This window comes from Mucilaginibacter aureus, from assembly GCF_053514885.1.
In genome coordinates, this window is the sequence record NZ_CP170601.1 from 3343470 (window position 1) to 3369734 (window position 26265).

Here is a 26265-nt window from a genome sequence, read left to right on the forward strand (position 1 = left end):
AAATAGTAATATTATATTGCCTTACAATTTTTATTTTAAGGTTTTTCTACTAAGTTCTGAACAAAATATCGCAGTAGCGATCGCCACGTTCAGCGATTCCGTTTTTCCGGCCTGTGGTATGGTTACCCGGTGTTGTATCAATTGCTCAATTTCAGGGCGGATGCCGTTTCCCTCATTACCCATCACAATCAGGCCCTCGCTGCCAAAATCGGTATTGTAAATGTTGTTTCCGGCCAGCAAAGCCCCAAAAACAGGTAGTTTGCTTTGTTTAATAAAATTAACAAGGTTTAGGTATTGCACATTGGTCCGCGCAAGCGAACCCATGGTTGCCTGTACAACTTTGGGGTTATAAACATCAACCGTATCCTCCGAACATACCATGTTTTTAATGCCGAACCAATCGGCCGTGCGGATAATAGTGCCCAGATTGCCGGGATCTTGTATACCATCCAGCACTAAAACAAAACTTTGTTGCAGTGTTGGTGTTTCAATTTTGGCTGGTTGTGGTATTTTTATAAGGGCTATAACATCCTGTGGGGTAGTTAAACTGCTTATTTTTTCAAGCATGTTTGCCGATATCTCCTGAATGTTTATTTTTCGGGATAAATTGAGCATTTTTGCGGCTAAAGCAGGCGTGTGGTAAATGGCCTCAATATTGTAACCCGAGTTAATGAATTCTGTTACCGATTTGATACCTTCAACCAAAAAAAGACCATGTTCTTTTCTGCCTTTTTTTTGTTGTAAGGATTTTAAAAAACTGATTTGAGACTTTGAAAGCATATACCCGGTATAATAATTACAGCCTTACAATTTTAAGTATTATTATTCTCTTTTTGGTCCAGGCGTGCAGTACCACCCGAGGGCTCAAAGATAATCAGGTTTTGGTACGGAAAATAACTTTAAACGGAATTGATAAGCAATATCAGTTGGCTGCGGTAAACTATGTTGATAAAGAGCAGCAACCCAATAACTGGTTAAACCTCCAATTTTATTATGCCTTTAGCAAGCACGGTAAAAATGATATCGGCGAGGCGCCACGTATCCTGGATTCAGACCTGGTAGAATTTTCAAGGGTGCAGATCGAAAAGTTTTTGATCCACAAAGGCTATTTAAAAGCAAAGGTTGAAAACCAGGTCAAGATCAAAGGCAAAAAAGCCGAGCTTATATTTAACGCTACCGAAGGCCCCCTGTTCAAGGTGCAAAAGGTAAGAGACAGTATTGAAGATCCGCACGTAAAAATCCTGTATAACGCTAACAGATCCCTGGTGAGCCATATTAAAGTTGGCGATCCCTACGATATTGACAGCCTGGCGCTCGAGCGTGAAGATATCTTTCAGTTAATGAAACGCAACGGCTATTTCGACTTTTACAGGCAATCCATCAACTACAATTACGATACCGCTTTCAACAAAAGCGCGGTAGCTGTTACCCGTATCATATCAAATCCGCCGGATGATGATAAGCATGAGATTTATACCATCAATAACACGCTCATCACCATTTATGCCAGCAACGGTAAACCTGTTGGCAAAGCCGATTCTATCAAAGTTGATTCGCAATTCACTTTCGTGGATTACTCGCATAAGTTTAAACCATCGGCGTTAACTAATTATATTTTTCAACGCAAAGGCGATCAGTATAATATCGAACAACAAAACCTAACCACGGCGCGGCTTTCGGAGCTCAATGTTTTTCGTAACGTGCCCAATCCAACCTATACCAAAACTGCCGATAGTACCAACAGGCTGGATAGCCGCATTGATATCATTCCGCTTAAGCATATGTCTGACAGGGTTGAGGCCGAGTTTATTTTTAATCTCGGTGGCAATACGGGTTTTAACATCGATAATACCTTTACCGATCGTAACCTGTTTAAAGGTGCCGAGATATTACAGCTAAAACTAAGCTGGAGTGTGTTGTTCAACGGATCGTCAACTGCGGCCAACTCCATCCAAAACCAGGATTTTAAAGCCGGGTTGAGCCTGGTTTATCCGCGTATCATATCGCCGTTTAAACTGCCCATACCTGGCAAATATGGCGTGCCGCACACCACCATATCATCAAATTACCAGTTGTTTTTTCAGGATGGCCTGGTATCGCGAAAAAGCATTATCAATTCTATTACCTACGATTGGGCCGAAACCCCGCAAAAACTGCATTCGCTTACGCCAATTAATATCGAATTTTCAAAGGGGATCATAGATCCCACAGCCCAAAGTCAGCTTGTTGACCAAAACCGCTATTCATATGTTTATTTGATCGGCCGTACAATTTTTACAGCAGGCAGTAAATACTCCTACCAGGTAAACGCCAATAAGCTATACTCGCTTGATAACTTTATTTATTTCCGCGGCGCCGTTGATGTTGGCGGCAATACCTTGAGCTTGTTAAGTAATCTGTTCAATACCAGTAAAGATAGCTTAGGGCAGCGTACTTTGTTTGGGCAAACGTTTGCGCAATATGCCAAGGCCGAAACCGATGTCCGGTTCTACCGCCGGTTAAACTTAGGCCAGGAATTTGTTTTCAGGTTCAACGCGGGTATAGGTGTCCCTTACGGTAACAGCAGCCAGCTTATTTTCGAAAAAAACTTTTATGCCGGCGGATCGAATGATATACGCTCGTGGCTGCCACGCACTTTGGGACCGGGCCAATTTAATCGGGCTACCGCTTATACCAGTGATACACTGCGCAACCGTTTAAAATACCTCGATCAGTTTGGCGAGATAAAAATTGTAGGTAACGCCGAATACCGTTTTGGCTTGCTCGATAACTTTTTTGGTTCTAAATTAAATGGTGCGCTCTTTACCGATTTTGGTAACGTTTGGCGCCTCAAACCCGAAACGGATAGTCCCGACGGTACTTTTGGTTTAAATAACCTTTTTCAATCAACAGCCATTGGTGTTGGCACCGGTTTACGGTTCGATCTGAGTTTCTTTGTATTCCGTTTGGATATGGCCTTTAAGTTTAAAGACCCGCAATTTAGCGGCTCTGAGCAATGGGTGCTGTTAAAGCACGGCGACGAACTTTTCAGGGCCGGATCGTTTAAACATAACTACCAGGTTGCCAACGGCGGCGATCCGTATAGCTTTATGCAGCTCAATTTTGGAATAGGATTGCCTTTTTAACGGATGTAAGATGTGAGAGGGACGATGGAAAACGGTTCCTTTTCATTTCTCCATTACATCTTCCATTTTACATCTCACATCTTCCATCTAAAACACGTGTTTCAACCCATCAAATACGGTATCGAAAAACGTGCCCACGCCCAGTCCGCTATGGTGGTTAAAGTATAAAAAAACGCAAAAAATAACCGCCGCAATAATGATAAAACGCTTAAACATATAGCCCAGCAGCACCAATATCAGTGGGATAGCCACCAATATTATCCAGCTGATGTGTACCGGCGTAAGCTTGGTATCCTGTTTATAAACATAAAAAAGCATCGAGTTCGAACCCTTTTCGTTACTGTGTTTTAAATAAATAAAGCTCGATTTATCCAGTTTGTGATGGTAAAACGCAGTACCGTTGGCAAAACTCAGATCTTCGTCAAAACCATTTATCGTAAACTTAAATACCCCATCAACGTTTTCCTGTATCACTCCCGCGGTATCTGTCGCTACAACAGCTACCTCGTTCTTTGCAAAAGGATTTTCTTTCACAGTAAAGTTTCTGATCAGGATAACATCTGCATGGGCCGCAAAACCAAGGCCGGCAATAAACAAAACAAGGAGCCATTTTTTCATATCAGGTTATTCGAGTGCGCGTTTGTTAAAAATTAAAAATCCGGCGTGAAACATAATGCCGTATCGTTTTTGGCTGTCATCGTAATAGTTAAAGCTCAGGCTTATCGGTCCAACAAAACTCTGGTAAACCAACCCGGTCGAAGCAGCTATCCGGCCAAAGCCAAATGTATCCGAATAACTAACATCTTGCAAGCCGTTAAGTTTAATGCTTTGCACCGGTATAAATAAATACCCTTCGCTGCGCCATTCCAGGTTTTTTTCAATGGTTACCACACTTTTTAAACCGCCGGCGGCATAGCTTTGCGCTCTAAAGTTATTTAATATCAGCGTGCGCGAATCCTGCAAAGGGTAAAATGCCGGCGAACTTAATATCGATGCCTCATAAGTTTTAAATAAAGGTTTGTCACTTAGTACTGCCTCTAACTGGTAACCCAGGCTCAGTCTCTTTTTAGCATAAAAGTAATTCTCCTGACCTATTTTAGCGATAAACCATTGTCTTTTCGCGCTAAAATCACCTGCTGGTACAAAGCCGGGGGTGTTTGATAAGATGTTGCCCTGGTCGTAATATTCGGTACCGTTGTAATACTGCGCACCCAGGTAGTAGCTATAGCCCTTGCTGGGGTATTGCTTGCGGTTAAGCGAGCTTTTTTCTATCGCGATGCCAACCTTGTATCCGTTAAAACGGGTAGCATCAAGCGTGTCGCCGTTTTGATAAGTATTGTTGGGGCTGTAACTATCGCCCGTATTAACATAGCCGCCCTGTAGCTCCACCTTGCCATTATGCACAACGGGTATCCCCACTTTTAAAATGATCTTCCTGTCTGTTTGTTGTACATATATCGGCGTGATCTTTTCAACCGATAATAGGTTAGTGTTAAAATAATCCCAGTTGTTATAGGTAAATTCTGCTCCCAGGTAAACGGGGAGGCGTAATGGAAAATCGGTGCGTAAAGTTCCCTGTACAGATTCGTAAAACCTGCCCGAATAAAAATTGGCGCCCAAAGTAAAAGCGTTGCGGTTCACGTAATCGTACTGTAAACCCAGGTATGCCGAGCTAATGGGCCTGCTGGAAAGCAAGCCCCCGATATCAACCTTAAAGTTCCGGTTCGATTTTACATCTACCTCAAAATCATAAGTGTTACTTTCGGGATGATAAATAATGCGCGGGTATATCGTTTCAAAATTATCATTGGTTACCAGCCGGTAGTAACCATCCTTAATATCCTGTAAAGTAATAGGCAAACCATCGTACTTATGAAAAATGCGCTCCACATACCGCTGTTGCTGAAAGTTTGCCCCCGTTACAATGATATTACTGATCATCACAGGTTGCTGTTTCCGGATAAACGCTGCGCGTTTTTCATTTACTTCGGCCGTGTCGGCGCGGCGTTTAATACCGGCTTTAATACGCGGCATATCGGCAATAGTGGCATCGTACCCGGCTTTGATCATTTGTGCAACGGGCGTAAAATTGGTTGTACTGTAACTGGCCAGGTTGGGTTGTATATAAATGCCGTTCCTGCCTATGCTGGTACTGTCGGATTTTGACAGAAAGGCATAAAGCAGCATCCGGCCCTGCAGTTTTTCATCATTATCTTTCGGATAATCGGTAAATGTTTTCGACGATACATTGGCGCCTATAATATAATCAGGTGTAAAGTCTCGCCTCATAATATCTACCGGGAAGTTATCGTATAGGCCACCATCAAAAACATACCGTCCGTCAACCTTTACCGGCCGGTAAATAAGCGGAACGGTTATCGTGCCACGTATAGCCTCGGTTAGGCTGCCGTGGTCAACATCAATGGCCTTTTGCGAAAAAACATCGGCAACCACACATCTAAAAGGCACAAAAAGATCATTAAAATTGTTTTTTGAATTGGTTGATGCCTGTGCAAATAACTCGATCAAAGCAAAATTTAACGGGATATCATTGATCAGTGTCGACCGGAAGCGCGCCTGCAAACCGGTGTCTATCTGTAGTTTTAAGGTAAGAAACGAAGGGTTATCTGCTTTCTTTTGAAAAAAGTACCGGTAGTCGCTGTCGTACTTCCCGCTCACCCAATCCTGAAAATCACTGCTCAGGGCAAGCTTTTCAATTTGTTGCGGGCTATAACCTGCCGCATACATAGCGCCAACTACGCCACCCATTGAGGTACCTACAATATAATCTATCGGGATATGGTTTTCTTCGAGCGCTTTAAGTACGCCTATATGTGCCAGGCCCTTGGCACCGCCGCCGCTAAATACAAGTCCTACTTTTTGCGCCTTTGCCGTAATGCAAATGCAAAAGAGTAATATAAATGCCTGTATTTTTTTCATGCGTACCGTATACAGACTAAAAATACGGCTTTTACCCTTGTTTATTACTTAATTGAGCAGGTAAATATATAAGTTGAGTACGCTGGCAAAGCTAACCCACAGCAAATAAGGTACAAGCAACCATGCTGCCGTTCGGTTTAACTTGCTGAAATAGAAAATGTTGGCCGCTATGCTTATCCATAAAGCAACAATAACAACCAGTGCGGCAAAAATCTGGTGTAAACCGAAAAAAACGATGGACCAGGAGAAGTTAAACAGCAATTGCAAAAAGTAACTGTATTGCGAATTAATATAGTCAATACTTTCGCGCCGCTGCAGCCATATCAGGTAGGCAGAAATACCTATCAGAATGTATAAGAGCAGCCATACAGGGCCAAAAAGCCAATTGGGCGGATTAAATGCCGGTTTTTGTAAAAATGCATACCATACCTGTATTTGCGATGTGGTAAAATACGACGCCACACCCCCAATGCACAGCACAATGCCAATGCTGATCAGCAACGGCAATATTTTAAAGGCAGACCTGTGCACGTATGTATTCATGGTTTATTTTAAACACATGAAGCCCGCGTTTGGTTTGAATTTGCCTGCAAAAAAAAAGTGTGGCAGGGATTGAGAACTATTCTTCCTTTTTATACAATATCGCAGCTATATCAGCCGACATTTTGATACCCTTGATCATAGCCGAACTAAAGCCGTTATGCTCCATTTCGTTCAGGCCGGCAATGGTGCAGCCTTTCGGCGATGTTACCTTGTCAATTTCATGCTCCGGGTGCGATGCTAATTGTAGTAAAAGGTCGGCAGCACCTTTGGCGGTCTGTGCAGCCATCTTCAGTGCGTCATGTGCATGGAACCCAATTTCGGTACCGCCTTGCGATGCCGCGCGGATTGAGCGTAAAAAGAAAGCTATCCCGCAGGCACACAATGCCGTGGCCGATGTCATCAGTTCTTCATTAATGATCACTGTTATGCCAACAGTATCGAATAACTCTTTAACCAAACCTATATTGCTGTTGCTGGCGTGTGCGCTGCCAATACAGGTCATGCTTTGGCCAATGGCAATAGCGGTATTTGGCATGGCGCGTACAACCTGCACATCAATGTCGAGGTGTTTACGGATATCGGCACAGCTAACTCCTGATATTACCGATATCAATAAATGTTTTTTGGGTTTTATAGCTTCTTTTATCTCGTCAAGCAGTTTGTTAAGCTGTTGAGGCAATACGGCCAAAACAATAATATGTGCTTTGCTTACGGCTTTTTCATTATCGTCGCTTACTTTATAACCCTCTTCGGCTAAATCAGCTAAGGCAGCTGTATTGCGGCGGGTAAGTGTAATTTGTTGCGGCTCATAAATACCGGCCTTAACTAATCCTTTAGCCAGGGCTAAACCAATATTTCCACTGCCTAAAATGGCTATAGTTTTGTTTGCGTTCATATTTTAGTGCTTAAGCGTGTTCCAAATGATTTATTATGTTTTAATGATCCCAGTTCGTCCGCATGGCCAATAATTACTGCTTTAACCCCGCAGGCTATCGCCGTAAAGGCATTATCTAATTTAGGCAGCATCCCACCCGAAATGATCTGTTGTATTTTAAGATCTTCGTATCGTTCCGGGTCTATCTCGCGTATCAGCGAATCCTCATCATCAATATCTTTTAAAACCCCTTTTTTCTCAAAGCAGTATATCAGGGTTGTTTCATAATGTTTGGACAATGCTACCGCCAGGGCCGAGGCTATCGTATCGGCATTGGTGTTGAGCAACTGGCCGGCGCCATCGTGCGTTAACGCACAAAATGCGGGTGTAAAACCTGCTTCCATTAACCGGCTTATATTTTCGGCCTGTATCGAGTCATTATCAATATCGCCAACAAAACCATAATCAATAGTTTTAACCGGGCGTTTTTTAGCTAAGATAAAATTACCGTCGGCACCGGTTAAACCTATAGCGTTGCACCCAACCGCCTGTAACGACGCCACAATGTTTTTGTTGATCAAACCTGCATAAACCATGGTTACCACACGCAGGGTTTCAATATCGGTAATGCGTCGGCCGTCAACCAATGTGGCTTCAATACCCAGCGTAGCCGATAGCTGCGTAGCAACCTTGCCACCGCCATGCACCAGTATTTTAAAACCATCTAATGCTGCAAAATCTTTTAAAAAACGGTGCAGGTTTTCTGAGTTGTCAATAACGTTACCGCCAATTTTTATAACGTGAAGATTTTGTAAAGCCATTTTCCTCTAATATTGCTATTATTTATGTTTATCCGCAAATATAGCGTGTAGTTTAAATGTAAAAGGTTTATTTTATTATTAATTTCTAAGGATTGTGCTTTTTAGATTGCATTTTTTGCAAACATAAAGTCTAATTTAGCCTTGTAAAACATATAGGTTTACATTACTTGATTATGCATTTAGGCACGGTAACCAATCACCCGCGGGTGGTAATTATAGGCGGCGGTTTTGGTGGTATTGAATTAGCAAAAAAGCTCAAAGACAAGCCGGTTGAGGTTTTAATGGTAGATAAACATAATTACCACACCTTTCAGCCATTGCTGTACCAGATAGCTATGGGCGATATCGAGGCCGACTCGATCGCTTTCCCCATACGTAAGATATTCGGCGGGCAAAAAAACTTTTCCTTCCGGATGACGAAAGTAGAAGCGATCAATCCCGAAAAAAACACCCTCACCACCGATATTGGCGAAATTGCTTACGATTACGTAGTTATAGCTACCGGATCAACCACCAATTACTTTGGTAACGATGAATTGGCAAAGAGCACCATGCCAATGAAAAGCATTCCCGAAGCTTTAAACCTGCGCAGCTTGATCTTACAAAATATTGAGAAAGCTATCATCAGCGAAAGCCAGGAAGAACGGGACGCGCTGCTGAATTTTGTGGTAGTAGGAGGTGGCGCCACCGGTGTTGAACTTTCGGGCGCATTGGCCGAAATGCGTAATTTCGTATTGACCTATGATTATCCCGAACTGCGAAAAGAGGACATGAAGGTTTACCTGGTTGAAGGTAAAGAGCGACTGCTGGCAAGCATGTCTGAACAGGCTTCAAAAAAAGCGAAAGACTTTTTAACCGAACTTGATGTTGAAGTGCACAACAGCGTGCACGTAAAAAGCTATAATGGCCACGAAATGGTTATTGATAACGGTAAACGGATCATCACACGCAACGTGTTATGGGCGGCCGGTGTAAAAGGCGAGGTGATTAAGGGGATACCGCATGATGTTATTGTACGCGGCAACCGTATTCAAACCGACGAATTTAACCGTGTTAAAGGTTATCTCAACATATTTGCCATTGGCGATGTGGCGGCCGTGATTACACCCGAAACGCCCGAAGGCCACCCCGGCGTGGCGCCGGCGGCAATACAGCAAGGCAAACACCTGGCTAAAAATCTGCTGCGCCTGTTTGATGGGCATGAGCCTGAGCCATTTAAATATTTCGATAAAGGGTCACTGGCCACTATCGGTAAAAACCTCGCTGTTGCCGATTTTGGTAAATTACGTTTCCAGGGCTTTTTTGCCTGGCTGATATGGGGTTTTGTACACCTGATGTCCTTAGTAAGTGCGCGCAACAGGCTGGTAGTATTGATCAACTGGGCAGGTAGTTACTTTAGCAACAGCAGCGGATCAAGGTTAATTATTCGCAAGTTCAATCCCGAATCGGTAAAAATAGAAACGCCGGTAAAAACGGAAACTTAAACGCTGGTTAGTGCTTCGTAAAGTTTATCTATTTCGATAGGTTTACGTAAAAAACCATTAAAATAGCTTACATATTCATCTACGTTCTCTGCAGTAATATCAGCAGTAAGCGCAAAAATAGGCGTATTGCTGTTCGGACTTGAATTTGTGCGGATATGCATGGTCGCATCGTAGCCGTTCATCTCGGGCATGTGGATATCCATTAAAATAAAATCAAACGGTTTCAGCTTTGATTTTGCCACCGCCTCCATACCGTCTTTGGCATGTTCGGTAACAATGCCCCAGTTTGATAGCAGTTTACGGGCAACCATCGCATTGATCATATTATCCTCGGCCAGTAACACGGTCTTGTCTTTTAGCTCGGTAGAACGCCTGGCCGGTGTTACTACCGGTACCCCCGATTTTTTTAATTGCAGATTGAAATAAAACTCCGATCCTTTACCAACTTCACTGTTAAATTTAACCTCGCTGCCATGCAGTTCTATCAGCTTTTTAACAATGGCGAGGCCCAGGCCAGAGCCGCCTTGCTTGCGCGTAGTTATCGACTTTGGCTGCGAAAAACTATCAAACATCTGGTCAAAATAACTTTCGGGGATACCTATGCCGGTATCACTTATTTTAAACCGTAACACATCGGTGTATTGGTCGCCGTCTACTTTTTCTACGGCTATATTAACCTCGCCATGGTCGGTATATTTTATAGCGTTGCCTATCAGGTTGCCTAATATCTGCGATAGTTTGGTTTCATCTAACTGATAATTGTCGGCAACATCGGGTTGTGTTTGTAATGATATTTTTAAACCTTTTTCTTTAGCAAGGCTTTCATATGTTTTTTTGATGTTTTCGAGCAGTGTTTTAAAGTTACAAGGCCTTAATTCTAACTGAACTTTACCCGTATCCAGTTTGGTAAAATCCAGGATATCATTAATGATGAATAAAAGGTTGTTAGATGCAAACTTTAACGAGTTGAGCAGTTCCTTATCTTCCGGGTCCGATTTTTCTTTCAGCAAACTGGTTATCGTGATCACAGCATTCAGCGGGGTTCTTATCTCATGGCTCATGGTCGATAAAAAATCCTGTTTTACCCTGGCCGATTGCTCTGCACGCTCCTGCTTTTCAATGATCTCGGCTTTCTCACGCTGGGCCTGCGCTTCTTTTTCAAGCGCCTCCATTTTGTTGATCAGCTCGTAGTTCTCTATCGCTTTAAGTGTTTGTGTATTTATAACCGCTTCTTTTTCAGTTAAATACAGTTCCAGGTATTCAAGTGCTTTTACTGTGTTATTTTCCTGTTTATATATTTCGTAAAGCAGGTGATCGCACTTAAACTTAATAATAACGATATTGTATATGGCGCTTAGCTCAATCGCCTTTTGAGTAATCTCACGGGCCTTATCAAGTGACCCGGTTGCTACATACAATGCTGCCAGTTTATGGTAAGCCATGCCCAGGCCAAGTTTTTCACCCGTTTCCTTATGTATTTCAATTGCCTTTAAAAAATCACTTTCGGCTTCGGCATAGCGCTTTAGTTTAATAAATACTTTGCCGCGGCCATACAACGCAAAGCCCAAACCCCTGATGTCGCCGGTTGTGTTTTTAATAAGGATGGAGCGCTCAATGATCTCAAGTGCCTCGTCAATTCGCCCCTGTTTCAAATGTATGCCCGATAGTGGGTTATAAGCATTCGATTCCAGGTTCAGGTCACCTGCGGCTATGGCCGTTTCGATAGCGGTTTCATAAGATTTTATCGCGTTTTTTTGATCTCCGAAATACTCATATATGGTACCCATTGATTTATGTACACGCGATTGATTAAAATTATCATTAACCCGCCGGTAAGTTTTCAGGCAGTCAACCAGGTAAATTAAGCCAAGGTGATAGTTGTCTGTTTTATAGTAAGCGCCAGCAATACTGTATTTGGCATCGGCTACACCCTGTTCATCATTGAGTTTTTCAAAGCAAGTAATAGCTTCTTCAGCAAACCTGATCGACGTGGTATACTCCCCCAAGATCATGTGAAACAAAGCCAGCTGGTTTAGGCTCCGTCCAATTAATGCTTCGTCAAAGCATTCGCGGCTTAATGTTAATGCTTTGTTCGATAACTGGATACTGCGTTGAAGGTTATTTATACGGCATGAATAAGCATCATCCAGTAAGGAAACAATCAGTGTATTGTTGTTTGCAGGTGATTTATTCATGTTGTCGAACCAATGTGATACAATTGGGGCTAGCATCTACAAAGTACGGATAAAAATCCGAAATGGTTGTATCTCAAAATAAAAAAGCCGCCTAAACAAGTTAGGCGGCTTCAAAGCTATGCTTAAAGCAAGTTTTAACCTTTAGGGTTTAAAGCTTCATTTATTCTGTCCGACAGATCCTGCAAATGGTAGCTGGTCATGCTGTCGGTAGTATTAGGCAATGCAGTTTTTATCATCGCATTAATGGCGCGCAATTGTGCTTTGGCCATCGAAAATACATCGCTATCTTCTTTATCAGCATCGCGCGATGCACCGCCGCCACCTCTGCGGCCACCACCCGCAACTACAGCTGCGGCAGGATCAGCAGGTGGAGTAGGGGTAACCAGGTCGATCAGTTTACCTACATAAAGTTTTTGCAGGTTACGACGATAAACATCAACTGCCTGGTTGCTTTTTAGCTCACGGAAAACAATGTTCTGCATATCGCCAAAAAAGTCGGTTATCTTATACGCCGAGGCACCATCAGCAGCTTCGGCAGCGATCAATTTGTATAAAGTGTGATTGGCTACCAGGCGGTTCAAAACAGGCTCTTGTAAACGTGAGACAGTTTGTACCGGGTTACCATCTATATCTTTTAAAATAGTTTGATTTAATAACCAGGTAGGTGTGGTAAATAATTGTGCATCTAAAAATGCCATAGCCTCTCTTTGAGTGGCGGCAGGGGTATACTCATATACGGTACCGGTTTGTTCAACAGTTTTCGGGTTTTCGTAAATACCACCAATGTTTTTGGCAACATGGCCCATATAACGCCCAAACTGGGTAGTCAACTGGCCATACATATTGGTCAGATCTTCATATTTTTCGTTTGGCTCGCGTGTCCACTCGGGCAGTTTGGCTAAAATAACTTTAAGGTTTTTAATACCGTAAGTGCTTGCAAGCATGGCGTTATCACTCAAGTCTTCGTTTTGCGAATGCGGATCATCGGGATTTAATTCGGTGCCAAACCATAAGCGCCTGTCTTTAAAACGCTCAACGGTCAGTTTATTTAAGATCGGTACTTCAGCTTCGGGCCCTTTAACGCCTGGCAATACTTTGTAACCCCATTCAATGGCCCATTTGTCATAATCGCCAATGCGTGGGTATAAACCGGCTTTGCCAATGTTATCCTCTGGCTGGGCTACATAATTAAAACGTGCATAGTCCATTATCGAAGGTGTGTGGCCGTTGGCTTCAACCCAGGCTTTATCACGTAATTTTTCGGTAGGCACAGTTGAACTTGAGCCATAGTTGTGGCGTAGGCCCAAAGTGTGGCCAACTTCGTGCGATGATACAAAACGGATCAGATCACCCATTAACTCATCACTAAAGTGCATGCTGCGTGCACGCGGGTCAACCGCTGCGGTTTGTATCATATACCAATCGTGTACCAGTTTCATTACGTTGTGGTACCAGTTGATGTGCGTTTCTAAGATCTCGCCGCTGCGCGGGTCGGAAATATGCGGGCCGCTGGCGTTTTCAGTTTCCGATGGTTTGTAAACAATAACCGAGTGGCTCGCATCGTCCAGGCTCCAGGTCGAATCCTGAGCTGGAGTTGGCGCTACTTTGGCTACGATAGCATTTTTAAAACCAGCTTTTTCAAAAGCTTTTTGCCAATCGTTAACACCGGCAATTAAATAAGGCACCCATTTTTTAGGTGTGGCCGGATCAATATAGTATACAATTTGTTTTTTAGGTTCAACCAGTTCACCGCGCTTGTATTTGGCCATATCCTCTGGTTTAGGTTCTAACCTCCAGCGGGCTATCAGCTCAATATTTTTAACGCCTTGCGGGTTGGCATCAAAATCAACATAGCCGGTAGTAAAATAACCAATACGGTTATCAAAGTAACGAGCCTGCATTGGCACTTTGGGCAATATCAGTATCGATGTATTTAGTTCTACAGTTTCTGAAGGCAGGTTAGGATTTGCCTGTCCACCACCACCGGTTGTAGGCACTTGCGGACCGCCACCGCCACGACCGCCAAAACCGGTTGTTGCTGCTGCCAGGTTATAGGTTTTTACTGTGGTGATCTCAACATTGGTTGGGAAAGTTTTCACTGCCTCAATATAGCTGCGATCTGCAAGATAGGCGCCTAACCTTACACGGGCCTTTGCCTGTGCCGAGCTGAAAAAGAAAATATCATTGTCACCGCTGATGTAGTCAGTCATGTCAACTACGCTTCCTTTTGAGTCGGGCGAATAAGCTGCAATATTGAATGCCGCGCTTATTGCCTGGATGTTTGAACGGCGCACAGCCTCAAACATTGATTTCGTGCTATCGGGGCTGTATGTTGCGTATGATATTTTACGTAAAAAAATGCGATTAGCTGGGCCTTTTTCAAAGGTAATTACTGATTGGCCTATCTGATCGCCTGCGTAACCATCAGCAGCGCGCATTTCGGCACCCGATTTTGATATCCGGTTAACTACCAAAATTTCACGTCCCAGTATACTATCCGGAATTTCAAAGTAATATTTGTCGTCAATTTTATGAACTTTAAACAAGCCGTTCCTGGTAATAGCCTTATCTGTAATAACGCTTTTATACGGACGTGGAACAGCCCTGGTAGCACCTAGTCCCGCACCAAAGCCTCCTCGTCTGGCTGTAGTGTCAGTTCCGGCACCTCCACCGCCGCGTTGGGCAAAAGCCGCACCCGAAAACATAGTTACTGTTAGAAAAACTACAAGTAAATTTTTTTTCATATTAATCTGTTTAATTAAAGAGTTTTATAGAAGGTAAATATAATAGCTTGTCAAATAATTATTTATGTATAACCTGAATGTTACACTGTGTTTTTGAAATAAAATTTGGCTTTTTTATATAAAGCAAGAAGAAATAATGGAAATAGCAATAATTACCAAAAGTAATAGCTAATAACCCAAGGTAATAAGGTTGATGATTGCTATGGAAGAAAGTTGGTAAACAGATCGTTGGAGATGTTATAAACTGCTTACCCGCGCAGCAGGTAAGCGGTTTATTTGTGGCTTAGTACCCTATAGTAAAACGTTGTTTAATAAACTGAGGTTTCTCCAACTCGTCAATCAATGCAGCAGCATAATCATCGTAAGTAATATGGCTATTGCCATCTTCATCAAATATCGGGTTATCCTTACCAATGCGGAATTTACCGGTATAGGCACCAGGTTCAATAATAATAGCCGGACTAAAGAATGTCCAGTCAAGGTCTGCTTCTTTACGGAATACGTTTAATGAGTCGCGCTGCGCTAACGCGCCTAATTTCCATTCAGCCGGGAACGCGGGTGTATCCACTAATTGTACACCCGGGGCAACTTCTAAACTACCCGCGCCGCCTACATTAATTAAACGTTTTACGCCTGCCTTTTTAGCTGCATCGATCACCGATTTGGCAATATCACTAAACAAGTGAAATGTTTCAGGCTTGGTCCAATCAATACCAAACGCGCTGATCACAGCATCATGCCCTTTTAGTATATCTGCCAATGCATCAGTATCTAAAGCATTGGCCTTAACCCAGGTTAGGTTGTTGTGGGCGTATGCCGATGGATTACGCGCAATGCCCGTTACTTCGTGTCCGCGGTTTAATGCGTTTTCTAAAATTCTTGAGCCTATTTTTCCGTTGGCTCCAATTAATGCAACTTTCATGATATGGATTGTTTTAAATTGTAATGTATTTTGTTACAGTTTTGTTTAAAAAAAAATCAATTAAATTTTTGTACAAATTTTTCGAGGGTTACGGTACGTAACTGATCTATTAGTGCTTTTTCGGCATCGATATACAGATTGTTTAAATGATTGCCTATTTGACGGCCGACAGGGCATGCCGGATTGGGCGTGTTTTTAGATTGACCGAGTAATGATGAGGACCGTTTCACAGCCTCATATACATCCGAAAGGTAAATATCTGCAGCTGCTTTGTTAAGATAAGTACCACCATTTTTGCCTTCGCGGGTAGCTATCAGGCCATGTTCACGCAGGTTGATCAATTCCTTACGCACCAGTACCGGGTTAATGTTAATGCTTCCAGCCATATAGTCGGATGACAGTAATTCCCCCTTAGCCTCTGCAAGCAGGGTAAGTATATGTACAGATATTGAAAAGCTGCTGTTATTCATTACTGTAATATTAATTATTACAGTACAAAGGTAAAAATGTTTTTTGAGAATGCAAGGGGCACGTACAAAAAAATGACACCCAACACCAAAGTACAATATGAGCAAGAAACGGATTTTTTACCCGGTACAAAGCCGGTAGTTTTGACCTATCAAATCACCATAAATTATTAATGCGATGCATATTTCAAGTCAACCTTCAATTTTATATTTCGGAACACCGGTAGTACTGGTTGGTACAAAAAATAGTAACGGCACCGACAATCTTGCGCCCATTTCATCCGTATTCTGGCTGGGGTGGCGATGCGTGATAGGTATTTCGGGTTTTTCTAAAACTACCGAAAATATATTACGTACCGGTGAATGCGTATTGAATTTGCCCTCAATAAACGAGGTAACAGCGGTTAACCGCCTTGCCAAAACTACCGGTACAAACCCAGTACCGATTGGAAAACAGTTAAAAGGCTACCGTTACGAACAGGATAAATTTGCAGTTGCAGGTTTAACCCGTCAGGATGCTGAAACTATCGATGCACCTCGGGTTAAGGAATGCCCGGTTCAGTTAGAGGCCGTAGTTGAGGCTGTACATAGCCTTGCCGAAAATGATGCGGATCAACGTGGTAAGATAATGACTATCGAGCTACGGATACAAAAGGTTCATCTGCATCAATCGATATTAATGGATGGGCACGCTAATCGTGTCGACCCTGATAAATGGCGACCGTTAATTATGAGTTTCCAGGAATTTTACGGCTTGGGCGAAAAGGTACATTCATCTACGCTTGCCGAAATACCTGAGCAATTATATAACGGCCCCGACAGAGATCGGGCAATAAAGCAGGCAGAATTGAACGAAGCGGTTTTAAACTAAGAGCAAAGGGAGCTATTATCCCTTCTTCATATACTCCGCAATCGCAGCCTCATTACCATCTTTGCTTTTCTCTAAAGCATGGATAATATTCTCACGTTCAGTTTCACTGCGGTTCTGGCTCAGTTTGTTTTTAGCTTGCAGTGATGTTACCTTGATCGCGAATACCACAATGCCTTTCAGCATTTTGATTTTGTATTCCATAGGCAAGCTATCCCATTGGGCCAGGTACCCCATATCATATTGCCTGATCATTTTTTCAAGCAGGGGCAAAGCTGTATCGGCATCCTCAACAACAACGGCTTTGCCATATGCATGCACGGCCATATAATTCCAGGTGGGTACACTTTGTTCTTTTTCGTAGTGTTTGGGTGAGATGTAGGCGTGGGGCTCGCTGAATATTACCATCACTTCATTATCTAAAAGCTGCTGTACCTGCGGGTTAGCTCTCGCAATGTGGGATGTTAAGATAAGATCTTCGCCAGCCATTTCAACAGCAAAGGGCATGTGAGTGGCAAATGGCACATTATCCTGGGCCGTTACAATAATACCAAAGCTGTATTTTTGGATGAACTCAAAAATTTCTTTGATATCCGTATTTTCAAAGTGTTTAGGGATATACATGGTTGTGATTTCGAATTCTTGGAATTGCGATTTCGGATCTATCGGTAGATCAATGTGAATTTGTTAAGTACATCTTCCATCGTACCGCATCCATCTTACATCAAACTTATAAGCTTTCCAGCATGCTTTTCAGCACGGCTTGCGCTGCCCACACGCGATTGCCTGCCTCATGCACCACCAATGAGCTTGGCCCGTCAAGTATCTCTGCAGAAAGCTCTAAATTGCGCCGTACAGGTAAGCAGTGCATCACCTTGGCATCGTTACTTGGTGCCAGTTTTTCAGGTGTCAGCATCCAGTCATCATAACCACTAATCACTTTGCCATAAGGCTCGTATGCCGACCAGTTTTTTACATATATAAAATCGGCACGGGTAATAGCCTCAGTTTGATTATGCGTAATGGTTGCACCGTTGGTAAAATCAGCGCAAAGTTCATAACCCTTAGGGTGTGCTATTACAAAATCCACATCGGCTTTACACATCCACTCGGCAAACGAGTTTGGTACGGCCTGTGGCAATGGTTTAACATGCGGCGCCCAGGTTAACACCACTTTCGGCCGCGCGGTTTTCTTTAGTTCGGTAATGGTCACCAAATCAGCTAAGCTTTGCAGCGGATGGCGGGTGGCCGATTCTAAGCTTACCACCGGTATGCCACAGTACTTTACAAACTTGTTAAATATCTCTTCGCTGTAATCCAGTTCGCGGTCTTTTAATCCCGGGAACGAGCGTACGCCTAAAATATCAACATACTGGCCCATTACACCGGCAGCTTCGCGGATATGTTCAACCGTAGTGCCATTCATGATCACGCCATCATTAAACTCCAGCGCCCAGCCCTCTTTATCCATATTCATTACAATCACGTTCATACCCAAATTGGTTGCAGCCTTTTGTGTACTTAAACGGGTACGCAAGCTTGGGTTTAAAAAGATCAATCCCAGCGTACGGTTTTTGCCTAAATGCTGAAAAGCATACGGACTTTGCTTTAGTTTAAGCGCATCGGCAACCAGTTGGCTAATGTCGGTAACGTCGTTTACAGAAGAAAAGAGTTTCATTTTTGGGATATGGGGCTTAGTTCTGTTGAGTAATTAGTTAGTGAGTTATCAGTTCGCTGGCTTTTAACACGGTTGTAAAAGCTTCCAAAAATCTGTCGGCGTGGGCCTTGGTCAAGTTCAGGGCAGGTAATAGCCTGATCACGTTTGGTTTAGCCTCACCGGTAAATATGTGGTGCTTAAACAACAGGTCCTTTTTTACATGAGCCAGTTCATCGGGCAGTTCAATACCGATCATCAAACCACGGCCGCGTACTTCTTTAACCTGCGGAAATTTATTTAATTCGCTGATCAGGTAGCCGCCAACTTCAGCAGCATTTTGTATCAGGTTATCGTGCTCCATTACTTCCAGCACAGCTAAACCTGCTGCGCAAGCCAGATGGTTACCGCCGAAAGTAGTGCCCAGCATAAAGTAAGCCGGTTTTATTTTAGGCGCGATAGATATGGCACCTATCGGGAAACCATTACCCATGCCTTTAGCCATACTGTAAATGTCAGCGTTGATGCCCGCGTAATCGAACGAGTAGAACTTACCGCTCCGGCCATAACCACACTGTACGCTATCGGCAATAAATACGGTGTTATTTGCATCGCAAAGGGTACGTATCTTTTTCAAAAAGCTTTCGGTTGCAACCTGTATGCCGCCAACACCTTGTATGCCTTCGATAATTACCGATGAGATCTCATCTTTATGATCGGCGAAAGCCTGTTCCAGAGCTGCCTCATCACACCATGGCAAAAATATTACATTCTCGGTTTCGTTAACCGGCGCCACAATTTTAGGATTATCAGTAACCGAAACGGCTAACGATGTACGGCCATGGAATGCTTTGCGGAAAGCGATTATCTTTTTACGACCATTGTAAAACGATGCCAGTTTAAGTGCATTCTCATTCGCTTCCGCGCCCGAGTTAACCAAAAATAACTGGTAATCTTCCTTGCCCGAAACATGACCAAGCTTCTCAGCCAGTTCCTGTTGCAGAGGGATCTCTATCGAGTTTGAATAAAATCCGAGTTTATGCAACTGATTTTCCAGTCGGCGTACGTAATGCGGGTGAGTGTGACCGATAGAGATCACCGCGTGGCCACCATACAAGTCAAGGTACTCGGTACCTTGCGCGTCCCAAACCAAACTGCCCTGTCCTTTAACAATTTCAATGTTATTGATAGGATAAACGTCGAATAGTTTCATTTTTTATGTATTAATATTTAACAACCCGTCATTGCGAGGAACGAAGCAATCCCCGACTTACAGAGCCGCTCTGCCTGTTTGGGATTGCTTCGTCCCTCGCAATGACGCTTATATAATTAGCTGCTTAAAAAGCAACAGCCTTCAACCGCAAACCTGCGGTTTCTGGTAACCCAAAAATCAAATTCATATTCTGTACCGCCTGCCCAGATGCACCTTTCAACAAGTTATCCAATATGCTAACGATAAATAGCTTGTTGCCGTGTTTTTTAACCTGGATAAAGCATTTGTTGGTGTTTACAATCTGCTTCATATCGATGTTTTTGCTGGTAACATGCGTAAACGGATGCCCATCGTAATATTCAGTATAAAGCTTAAATGCTTCTTCTTCGGTCAGGTCGCTTTCGGTGTACATTGATGCAATGATCCCACGTGTAAAATCTCCCCGGTAAGGGATGAAGTTTAACACGCCAACAGTTTGATCAGGCTGCAATTGTTTTAATGATTGGCCGATCTCGTTTAAATGCTGATGTTCAAATACTTTATAAACCGATAAGTTATCGTTTCTCCAGGTAAAGTGCGATGTCGCAGCCAGGCTCTGCCCGGCGCCGGTAGATCCTGTCGTAGCGGTAATATGTACTTCGTTAGTCAATAAACCTTTCGCGGCAAGCGGCAACAGCCCTAATTGCAAACAGGTAGCAAAGCAGCCAGGGTTGGCAATGTTTTTTGCTGTTTTTATGCTTTCGCGATTAAGCTCCGGCAAACCGTAAATAAATTGTCTAAAGCTCGGCTCCGGATCAGCAGTCAAATTTTGAATTTTGAATTTTGAATTTTGACTTAAGCGGAAGTCCTGGCTCAGGTCGATGATCCTGATGTGAGGGGCAATACTATTCGCATCCAAAAACTTTTTAGCATCGCCATGCCCAACGCATAAAAACAATACGTCGATATTGTCCGACAGTTCATCGCCAAACTTCAATTCGGTATCGCCAAACAGATCGGTATGTACTTCGTAAACATAATTACCCGCATTGCTATTACTGTGTACAAAAGCAATGTCAACATCCGGGTGATTGATCAAAATACGCAATAATTCTCCGCCTGTATAGCCGGCACCGCCCACAATACCGGCAGTAACCCTGTTAAGCAGGGGGGATAAAGTAAGATTATTTTCGATGTTTTGATCAGTACTCATTGTATATGTTATTAATCCCTTTAGGGGATATTTATTCTATCATTATTAGTTGATGGCTGGGAGTATAAAATAAACTCCAGGTCGGCCGAGTCGCTATTGCTTATTTTATGTTTTTGACCTGCCTTGATCTCAATCCCCTCACTTGTTTTCAAAACGTGCTCAACGCCATCTATCATAAACTTTGCAGTGCCCTTTAAAATAAAAAAGAACTGGCTGGCATGCTCGTGATAATGCAATTGTTCGGTCGTATCAGGCGGCATCAGCTCCTGTTTTATGGATAGAGCAGGCGTATCAACAAAAGTCCATCCATAGCAATCATCACCCCAGCTATATTGGTTGAGGCAGTTTGATTTGGAAACCCCCATACCCCCTAAAGGGGTGTTTTGACTTGTATTGCTGTTTTTGTTCTCCATGTTTATAAGCCTCTTTAGGGGTTTGGGGTATTAACCTTATGATAGATCATTACCTGGTTACCAAATATCTTTGAAAACCCTTTAACATCATCACCGGTCCAGGCATTATTCATTTCGCCGTAGCTACCAAATTTGTTCGACATCAGGTCGTGATCCGACTCGATACCAATGATCTGGAAGCGATAAGGATGCAATTCAACAAATACTTTACCGCTAACAGTATGCTGGGTATCCGTTAAAAATGCCTCGATGTTGCGCATAATCGGGTCGTGAAACTGACCTTCATGCAACCAGTTACCATAAAAAGTTGATAATTGGTCTTTCCAAGATAATTGCCATTTGGTTAGGGTATGTTTCTCTAAAGTATGGTGCGCTTTGATGATAATGATAGGCGCGGCAGCCTCAAAACCCACACGGCCTTTAATACCGATAATGGTATCGCCAACATGGATATCGCGGCCGATGCCATAAGGTTGAGCTGTAGCCTGTAAAGCCTGGATAGCTTTGGTTGGATGATCATATTTTTTACCATCAATAGCAACCAGCTCACCTTTTACAAATTCAAGCTCCAAGCGTTTAGGTTCGGTTTCGGTAATTTGTGTGGGCCATGCATCTTCGGGTAAACCCAGGTTTGATGTCAGCGTTTCTTTACCACCAACAGATGTACCCCAGATACCTTTGTTAATAGAGTATTTGGCTTTTTCAAAGTTCATTTCCACGCCATGGTCTTTCAGGTATTTGATCTCTTCTTCGCGGCTAAGTTTCAAGTCGCGTATTGGGGTCAGTATTTTAACTTCAGGTACCAGGATATTGAATATCATATCAAAACGTACCTGGTCGTTACCGGCACCGGTACTGCCGTGGGCAACATATTCGGCACCAATTTCTTTAGCGTAGTTGGCAATAGCAGTGGCTTGGCTTACACGTTCTGCGCTTACCGATAGGGGGTAAGTATTATTTTTTAACACATTACCATAGGTAAGGTAACGGATGCAGGTGTTGTAAAAATTAACGGTCTCGTCAACCACATGGTGCGATGTTACACCCATCTGGTAAGCGCGCTTTTCAACGTTGTCTAATTCTTCCTGGCTAAAGCCACCGGTATTAACTATAACCGAGTGTACTTCCATACCCAGATCCTGTGTTAAATAGATGCAGCAGAATGAGGTATCTAAACCGCCGCTGTAAGCCAATACTACTTTCTTTTTCATTTTATATGTTATTCGTTCAGGCTGTTAATGATCTTGCCCTATTTTTTTTAATGCGTTTTCGATACGCTCAAGCAGGGTGGCTTTATGCGTAATTTTTTTCATTTTTTCCTCGTACTCCTTTTGTTTTTCGGCAGGGTCAAACAGCATAGCAGTACACATGCAGTTTTTGCGGCCCTTGCTCATCAGTATATCATAATTAACGCAGCTTTTGCAGCCTTGCCAAAAGTTTTCGTCCTGGGTCAGTTCAGAGTAGGTAACCGGTTCGTATCCCAGGTCAGAGTTGATCTTCATCACGGCGAGTCCGGTGGTTAAGCCAAATATTTTTGCTTTGGGGTATTTTGTGCGCGATAGTTCAAATACCCGTTCTTTAATTGCTTTTGCCAATCCCACTTTCCTGAATTCGGGATTAACTATCAAACCAGAGTTGGCTACAAAGTCGCCATGGCTCCATGTTTCGATATAACAAAAACCGGCCCATGTGCCATCCTTATACAAAGCAATAACGGCCTTTCCCTCCAGCATTTTATCGGCAACATATTCCGGCGAGCGGCGCGCTATGCCGGTGCCCCGTGCTTTTGCCGATTCGGCCATCTCATCACAGATCTGTTGCGCATATTCAACATGCTGACCGGTTGCAACCTGAATATCAAAATCTTGTATGGTCATCGAAGGAAAAAATATTAGCTTAATAAATTAGACAATTTGTAAAACCTTAGTTGGGAAAATAACCAGGGAAAGGATTCAATGTTTCCTTTTTTTAATTTGAGGGTGATTCAATTACTGAATCAAAGCCTCGTAATAAAAAGTCTTCGTCGTGATGTAGGTATCACAACTGTTGAAACCAAAGCGCAAGTAGCCAACGCAAATTTTGCAGTGCCTTGTTGCTTATATATGCTTTGTTGCTTCATCCTATTTAAAGTTTTGAGTAGCTTTAAAAATTTGATGCAAAATACAGTATAATTTTTTGATTATACAACTATGTTTTTGTTTTATGACATATCCTAAATGCGTAGTGGAGCATCATAAAAAAAGCCTTTCCGGGTATCCCGAAAAGGCCTATATAAGTTTGATTTGATAGTTATTGTTTTACCGGTGCACCAGTTGAAGGCGCAGGCGGCGGTGGGGCAGGTGTAGCTTTTTTTGTAGATTGCTTTTTGCCCGATTTTCCCTGGGCAGCAGCTTCGCTGCCATCAAGTGCTCCGGTAGTTGTATACAGCCAAATATTGGCTTTATAATCTGCTAGTTTCTTTTCTATACGCTGTGCCTCTTTATCCTGATCGGCAGGGTCTTTCATATAATCTTTTATCCTGCGGCCAAGCGGGTTTGACTCTTCTACAATTTTAGCGTTAAACTGCCTTTGTAAAAACATATCATCCATGCTCACATCGTACAGGTTCTTATCCGGATCAGAAACATCCATGGTAGCAAATACAGTACGACATTGTTTAAATTTCAACCAGCATACCGGTTGCGTGCCAATAGTATCGCCGTTGGTTAAAGTAACCCTGATTAAAGGTGCCACACCAATAATACGGGTTTGTACCCTCGAAAGGCGTTTGTCAAAGTACACATCCTCTTTAATACGGTATCCAACAACCTTATCCGGCGAAAAGTCATTCAGTTTTCTTTCGCTGCCAATTTTGTTACCGTCTTTATCCAGCTTATCAATCGTTGCGGTATCACGCATACGGCCCATCAAACCGTCATAGGTCATCGGTACGGTAAACGCGTCGCCTCCCGGGTTTTCAGGTATACCACCTGTTGCATCGTAAGCATTTATCTTACCTTCTTTAATACCTTTAAGTAAAGCTTCGATAAGAGTAGAGCCTGGGGTATTGAATTTTTGATTCCTCGGGTCTTTCAGATCAATATCTCTCCAGTACCGGTGGTAATATTTGATATTATTTTGATTAGGGTCGGGTATTGGGAACGGCCTTGCTTTGGTCATTATTTCACTCTTCAAATAACCATCGTCCGAGTCGGGTACCGACACGATCTTATTTGGTGTGTTTTGAACTGGAGGCGCATCAGTCTTTGTGGCTGCAATTGCAGTTGTATCCGGTGCTGGTGCAACAATCCTGGTGGTTTTTTTTGTCGGTGTTTTTGCTTTGCTTCTTTTTTTGCTTTGTGCCAGTAACGATAAACTACCGGCAAGTATTACAAACAAAACAAGTATGATTCTCTTTTTCATGTCTTTACTGTTGCTGTTTCTCTTTGTTTTGATCTTTTAATTAGCTGATGCTGATAATTTCGCAGTTTTTTTGCTCTTCTTAGGCGGTTTGACGGCCGAACGTGTTTTAACTTGATCAGTTAATAAGTCAGGTGCCAGCATCACGCATCTAAAACCGATATAAGAGTGTGCCGTGCCTTGTACTTCATAATTACGCGTAGCGGTGTTCATATCGCCTGCGTTATCTTTCCATGATCCGCCACGTACAACTTTACGTTTCATTACGTCAACATCATTGTCCGGTGCATCAAACAATAATACCGGGTTCAAATCGTCTACAAATTCGCGGGCCGATGGGCTGTAGGCGTCAAGTGTCCACTCTGCAACGTTACCCTGCATGTTATACAAACCAAAAGAATTGGGAGCGTATGATTTTACAGGCAATGTGTATGTAGAACCATCTTTGGTATAATTACCATCGCCTTGTTTAAAGTTAGCTATCGGCAAGTTCTTTTTACTTTTTTTGTTTATATACGAGGGAACCACATTAATTGTTGTACTTGCTGCAACATTTCCTGCAACAGTCTCGGCATTATTTTCACCACCCGATGCCGCATACTCCCACTGAGCCTCTGTTGGCAGATTGAAACGTAAACCAAAATCCTTTAACGATTCGTCCTGTGATCCTGTAATAATCCCTCTCCAGTTTGCATATGCCCTGGCCTGTTTCCAGTTAACACCTACAACAGGATAGTTATCAAATGCTTTATTGGTAAAATAGTTGTTTACATAAATATCCGATTGCGAATTTGGAAAATCTTCAGCCCAAACATTGCTGTCGGGCACTACGCTAACGGTGTCGGTAACGCTTTTGCCATCGTTTGGTCCACCTGCCTGCACGTGCACATAGGTAAATTTAACTTTGTCCTTATTTAAGATCTTTTTTCCACCCGAGGTTATCACCATGCCCGCAAGTTTTGGTTGCAGATCATTGTTTAACCAAAACGGAACTTTACCGTTAATATCTATTTTGCTCCAGTTAATGCGTTGTACGGTAGAGTCCTTAGCGCCTTTTGCTTTTGATTTGATCTTGGTTTTATAAAAGTATTTAGGATCCTTAATAAAATCAGTAACCGCTACCGAATCAGCAACCCAATCGACAAATTTGCGGTATTGCCTATTGCTAACTTCGGTTGCATCAATAAAAAAAGCAGTTAAACTAACCCGCCTTTGCGATAAGGTATCAATAGACGAAGAGTCTCTTATTGAGCTTTTCTCATATATTTCGCCTGCAGGAACATATACCATTCCCGGAGGAGCGGTTATGGTTTTGCCTTTAAAAGGGCGCACCTGATCTGGCACCTCATACATTTTTTTGCTTTTACACGCGCAAAACATTGCAGATGCAGCTAATAGAGCTATTTTGACA

At 42.9% G+C, this 26265-nt stretch carries 22 protein-coding genes; 3 read left to right on the forward strand and 19 right to left on the reverse strand.

Going from position 1 to position 26265, the window contains the following annotated elements; translation table 11 throughout:
• Positions 1–30: 30 nt before the first annotated feature.
• Positions 31–780: a TrmH family RNA methyltransferase gene (locus ACFGVR_RS14375; RefSeq protein WP_448698004.1), complete on the reverse strand. Its 750-nt coding sequence runs from the start codon at positions 778–780 to the stop codon at positions 31–33.
• Here ACFGVR_RS14375 and tamL point away from each other — a divergent pair.
• Complete coding sequence (gene tamL, locus ACFGVR_RS14380) at positions 771–3125, forward strand: translocation and assembly module lipoprotein TamL (protein WP_448698005.1); 2355 nt, start codon at positions 771–773, stop codon at positions 3123–3125. The genes ACFGVR_RS14375 and tamL overlap by 10 nt on opposite strands.
• Before the next feature lie 87 nt (positions 3126–3212).
• Here the strand turns inward: tamL and ACFGVR_RS14385 are convergent, their stop codons facing one another.
• From ACFGVR_RS14385 to argB, 5 genes are all read right to left on the reverse strand, one after another.
• Entirely contained in the window at positions 3213–3743 is a 531-nt protein-coding gene (locus tag ACFGVR_RS14385; RefSeq protein ID WP_448698006.1) for a hypothetical protein, read from the reverse strand.
• Positions 3744–3749: 6 nt separating this feature from the next.
• Positions 3750–6065 (reverse strand): patatin-like phospholipase family protein, encoded by a 2316-nt coding sequence (locus ACFGVR_RS14390; RefSeq protein ID WP_448698007.1) that lies wholly within the window; start codon positions 6063–6065, stop codon positions 3750–3752.
• Between the two features lie 48 nt (positions 6066–6113).
• Positions 6114–6608: a TspO/MBR family protein gene (locus ACFGVR_RS14395; RefSeq protein WP_448698008.1), complete on the reverse strand. Its 495-nt coding sequence runs from the start codon at positions 6606–6608 to the stop codon at positions 6114–6116.
• A 76-nt stretch (positions 6609–6684) separates the two neighbouring features.
• Positions 6685–7503 carry a pyrroline-5-carboxylate reductase gene (proC, locus tag ACFGVR_RS14400; RefSeq protein ID WP_448698009.1) on the reverse strand — a complete coding sequence of 273 codons (819 nt, stop codon included), beginning with the start codon at positions 7501–7503 and terminating at the stop codon, positions 6685–6687.
• A complete protein-coding gene (gene argB / locus ACFGVR_RS14405; RefSeq protein ID WP_448698010.1) occupies positions 7500–8303 on the reverse strand; it encodes an acetylglutamate kinase in 804 nt (267 codons plus the stop codon). Before argB ends, proC begins: the two co-directional genes overlap by 4 nt.
• A 173-nt stretch (positions 8304–8476) precedes the next feature.
• On the opposite strand from argB, the gene ACFGVR_RS14410 reads away from it, so the two are divergent.
• The gene (locus tag ACFGVR_RS14410; protein ID WP_448698011.1) at positions 8477–9787 is read left to right on the forward strand and encodes an NAD(P)/FAD-dependent oxidoreductase; all 1311 of its coding nucleotides are present in this window, start codon (positions 8477–8479) and stop codon (positions 9785–9787) included.
• Here ACFGVR_RS14410 and ACFGVR_RS14415 read toward each other — a convergent pair.
• The 4 genes from ACFGVR_RS14415 to ACFGVR_RS14430 form a co-directional block, all read right to left on the reverse strand.
• Entirely contained in the window at positions 9784–11982 is a 2199-nt protein-coding gene (locus ACFGVR_RS14415) for an ATP-binding protein (RefSeq protein ID WP_448698012.1), read from the reverse strand. The genes ACFGVR_RS14410 and ACFGVR_RS14415 overlap by 4 nt on opposite strands.
• 134 nt (positions 11983–12116) lie before the next feature.
• Positions 12117–14726, reverse strand: coding sequence for a zinc-dependent metalloprotease (locus ACFGVR_RS14420; protein ID WP_448698013.1), 2610 nt, complete (start codon positions 14724–14726; stop codon positions 12117–12119).
• Positions 14727–15009: 283 nt separating this feature from the next.
• Positions 15010–15648, reverse strand: a complete 639-nt coding sequence (locus tag ACFGVR_RS14425; RefSeq protein ID WP_448698014.1) for an NAD(P)-dependent oxidoreductase — start codon at positions 15646–15648, stop codon at positions 15010–15012.
• Positions 15649–15704: 56 nt separating this feature from the next.
• Complete coding sequence (locus ACFGVR_RS14430; protein WP_448698015.1) at positions 15705–16118, reverse strand: Rrf2 family transcriptional regulator; 414 nt, start codon at positions 16116–16118, stop codon at positions 15705–15707.
• 175 nt (positions 16119–16293) lie between these two features.
• Between ACFGVR_RS14430 and ACFGVR_RS14435 the strand changes: the two genes are divergently transcribed.
• Entirely contained in the window at positions 16294–16986 is a 693-nt protein-coding gene (locus tag ACFGVR_RS14435) for a flavin reductase family protein (protein ID WP_448698016.1), read from the forward strand.
• Between the two features lie 15 nt (positions 16987–17001).
• Here the strand turns inward: ACFGVR_RS14435 and ACFGVR_RS14440 are convergent, their stop codons facing one another.
• The 9 genes from ACFGVR_RS14440 to porK all read right to left on the reverse strand — a co-directional run bounded on the left by ACFGVR_RS14440 (position 17002) and on the right by porK (position 26207).
• Positions 17002–17607 (reverse strand): FMN-binding negative transcriptional regulator, encoded by a 606-nt coding sequence (locus ACFGVR_RS14440; protein WP_448698017.1) that lies wholly within the window; start codon positions 17605–17607, stop codon positions 17002–17004.
• A gap of 106 nt (positions 17608–17713) precedes the next feature.
• Positions 17714–18661 carry an acetylornithine carbamoyltransferase gene (locus ACFGVR_RS14445; protein WP_448698018.1) on the reverse strand — a complete coding sequence of 316 codons (948 nt, stop codon included), beginning with the start codon at positions 18659–18661 and terminating at the stop codon, positions 17714–17716.
• Positions 18662–18698: 37 nt separating this feature from the next.
• The gene (locus ACFGVR_RS14450) at positions 18699–19850 is read right to left on the reverse strand and encodes an aspartate aminotransferase family protein (RefSeq protein WP_448698019.1); all 1152 of its coding nucleotides are present in this window, start codon (positions 19848–19850) and stop codon (positions 18699–18701) included.
• 124 nt (positions 19851–19974) lie between these two features.
• Positions 19975–21042 (reverse strand): N-acetyl-gamma-glutamyl-phosphate reductase, encoded by a 1068-nt coding sequence (gene argC / locus ACFGVR_RS14455; protein ID WP_448698020.1) that lies wholly within the window; start codon positions 21040–21042, stop codon positions 19975–19977.
• A 20-nt stretch (positions 21043–21062) separates the two neighbouring features.
• Complete coding sequence (locus tag ACFGVR_RS14460) at positions 21063–21455, reverse strand: cupin domain-containing protein (protein ID WP_448698021.1); 393 nt, start codon at positions 21453–21455, stop codon at positions 21063–21065.
• 14 nt (positions 21456–21469) lie between these two features.
• Complete coding sequence (gene argG, locus ACFGVR_RS14465; protein ID WP_448698022.1) at positions 21470–22666, reverse strand: argininosuccinate synthase; 1197 nt, start codon at positions 22664–22666, stop codon at positions 21470–21472.
• Between the two features lie 24 nt (positions 22667–22690).
• Positions 22691–23332 (reverse strand): GNAT family N-acetyltransferase, encoded by a 642-nt coding sequence (locus ACFGVR_RS14470; RefSeq protein ID WP_448698023.1) that lies wholly within the window; start codon positions 23330–23332, stop codon positions 22691–22693.
• A 412-nt stretch (positions 23333–23744) separates the two neighbouring features.
• On the reverse strand, positions 23745–24857 hold the full coding sequence (porN, locus tag ACFGVR_RS14475) for a type IX secretion system ring protein PorN/GldN (RefSeq protein ID WP_448698024.1): 1113 nt from the start codon (positions 24855–24857) through the stop codon (positions 23745–23747).
• Positions 24858–24893: 36 nt separating this feature from the next.
• Positions 24894–26207, reverse strand: coding sequence for a type IX secretion system lipoprotein PorK/GldK (gene porK, locus ACFGVR_RS14480; protein WP_448698025.1), 1314 nt, complete (start codon positions 26205–26207; stop codon positions 24894–24896).
• Between the last annotated feature and the right edge of the window lie 58 nt (positions 26208–26265).